Raw genomic sequence first — 254 nt, forward strand, 5'->3', positions numbered from 1 at the left:
TATTCAGTTGGCTTCGGGGTTCATCGCGGCGATGAGCGACGCCGGGCGCATATCCAGCCAGTGGGCTTCGACGTATTCGAGGCAGGCGGTGCGGGCGGCTGCCCCGTGCGCGATGGTCCAGCCGGTCGGTACCGCGGCGAAGATCGGCCACAGCGAATGTTCGCCCTCCTCGTTGATGAGGACGTAGAACTGGGCGGAGTCGTCGTCGAACGGATTGCTCATAGTGGTTGCCTTCCTCGGGGGATCGGAAATCG

Annotated in this window: 1 protein-coding gene; it reads right to left on the bottom strand. The window is 63.8% G+C overall.

The window, feature by feature from the left end:
- Window positions 1-3 precede the first annotated feature (3 nt).
- Window positions 4-222 carry an MbtH family protein gene (locus ABZS43_RS22580; protein ID WP_355037912.1) on the bottom strand — a complete coding sequence of 73 codons (219 nt, stop codon included), beginning with the start codon at window positions 220-222 and terminating at the stop codon, window positions 4-6.
- Window positions 223-254: the final 32 nt, after the last annotated feature.

This window comes from Nocardia sp. NPDC005366, assembly GCF_040606855.1.
GTDB lineage: Bacteria > Actinomycetota > Actinomycetes > Mycobacteriales > Mycobacteriaceae > Nocardia.

What these genes read in the sequence shown, in the direction of transcription:
- ABZS43_RS22580 (WP_355037912.1), bottom strand. Translation starts at nt 222, where the DNA reads ATGAGCAATCCGTTCGACGACGACTCCGCCCAGTTCTACGTCCTCATC.